Annotated in this window: 3 protein-coding genes; 2 read left to right on the top strand and 1 reads right to left on the bottom strand. The window is 49.8% G+C overall.

All coding sequences use genetic code 11. The annotated features are described in order from the left end of the window. A partial coding sequence (locus M3200_RS01090) for a LysR family transcriptional regulator (protein WP_288178065.1) occupies positions 1-286 on the bottom strand: 286 nt, incomplete at its 3' end. A 120-nt stretch (positions 287-406) separates the two neighbouring features. On the opposite strand from M3200_RS01090, the gene M3200_RS01095 reads away from it, so the two are divergent. Together M3200_RS01095 and M3200_RS09505 are read left to right on the top strand one after the other, a co-directional pair. Then, the gene (locus M3200_RS01095) at positions 407-841 is read left to right on the top strand and encodes a nuclear transport factor 2 family protein (protein WP_022381694.1); all 435 of its coding nucleotides are present in this window, start codon (positions 407-409) and stop codon (positions 839-841) included. Then, on the top strand, positions 838-1332 hold the full coding sequence (locus M3200_RS09505; RefSeq protein ID WP_022381695.1) for a DapH/DapD/GlmU-related protein: 495 nt from the start codon (positions 838-840) through the stop codon (positions 1330-1332). Before M3200_RS01095 ends, M3200_RS09505 begins: the two co-directional genes overlap by 4 nt. Positions 1333-1490 lie beyond the last annotated feature (158 nt).

The following is a 1490-nucleotide window of genomic DNA, read 5'->3' on the forward strand; positions in this document are numbered from 1 at the left end:
CAATCATCACTGCACTCCGGTACCTCGCGCTGAAATTCTGCCCCTGCTCGATGGCGGCCTTCAGCTCCTCGCGGATATTCCTGAGCGTCTGAAAGAACTGCTCTCCTGCCGGCGTCACCTCCGCACCGCGGCCTGAGCGAAGGAAAAGAGCAAGACCGATCTCATTCTCCAGCGCCTGGATCTGGTACGAAAGAGAAGGCTGGAAAATAAAAAGATTCTCCGCCGCCCGGTTGAAATTCTTCACCTGCGCAAGCTCGAGCGCATAGTCGATCTGCTTCGTATTCATGGCTCTTCCTCCAATCAACTTTTTCTATTGATTATAGTATATCTCAATTAGATTTCTAAATAAACGAAAACTATAATGAAACCAATCAAAGTATTTCATCAGTCAAAAGGAGCGATTCATATGTCACTTGAAATCTTAGAAGAAAAAGAAGCCATCCGCGAAGTCATCGACCGTTTTTCGAACCTGGAATGCGACGTCCCCGCTCAGCAGGCACTCTTCACCAAGGACGCCCACATCATGGTCCACATGGGAGGCATCCTTGCCATGGACATCCACGGCTCCGAAGAAATGAGAAACCAGTTCGAAGGTTTCACCAAAACCGTCAAAGCCTCCCACCACATGAACGGGCAGAAGGTCATTGAAATAGAAGGAAGCACCGCGACCGATACCCACTACTGCCGCGCCGCCCTCATCACAGAAGAAAATGGAAAGACATACATCACCGACAACTACATCCGCTACGTCGACACCCTCGTCAAAGAAGAAGGCACATGGAAAATATCCATCCGCGACCAGTACTTCGTCATCGTAGAAAAAAGAGAAATGAAAGCATGAAAAAAGATATCTTCACAAGACTTAGAAACGGCGAAGCCATCGATATGCAAACCGATGAAGACTATAAAGGGACCGCATGGAATGAAGTGGAGAGGACCATGAACCTCTGCTGGAAAGCAAACTCCGTCCCTCCCTTCGATCCCATCGTGCGCCAGAGCCTCGATGAACTCTTTCAGGGAATACTCTCCGCCTCCTCCACCATCCTGCCGCCCTTCCAGCTCGACTTTGCCTGCCAGATGGAAATAGGAGAAGGCTGCTTCATCAACCATGGCCTCACCGTCAACCACGACTTCGAAAACACCTGGATCATCAAGTGCAAACCCGTCCGCATCAAAAAGAAAGCCTGGATCGGAGCCAAAGCCATTATCATGCCAGGCGTCACCATAGGCGAAGGCGCAGTCATAGGAAGCGGAGCCATAGTCACCAAAGATGTCCCCGACCACACCATAGCCGTAAGGAATCCAGCCAGAGTCATAAAGAAAGTGGGATGAGAATACGATAACAGCAGCCGAATAAGCTGTCCCCGTTAGGGGAAAGTGGCGCGAATGCGCCGAAAGGGGTTCATCTCCACGAACGAAGTTCGGTTATACATTTCGCAGAAAGGATTTCCGCAACAAAAGGGGCTGTGACAAAATGGTTAATCATTTTG

It is taken from the genome of Dialister sp. CAG:357 (assembly GCF_000435155.1).
Taxonomy (GTDB): Bacteria; Bacillota; Negativicutes; order Veillonellales; family Dialisteraceae; genus Dialister; species Dialister hominis.

Bases quoted from the DNA above. Each gene is read 5' to 3' on its own strand.
- M3200_RS01095 (WP_022381694.1), top strand. From the start codon at position 407: ATGTCACTTGAAATCTTAGAAGAAAAAGAAGCCATCCGCGAAGTCATC.
- M3200_RS09505 (WP_022381695.1), top strand. From the start codon at position 838: ATGAAAAAAGATATCTTCACAAGACTTAGAAACGGCGAAGCCATCGAT.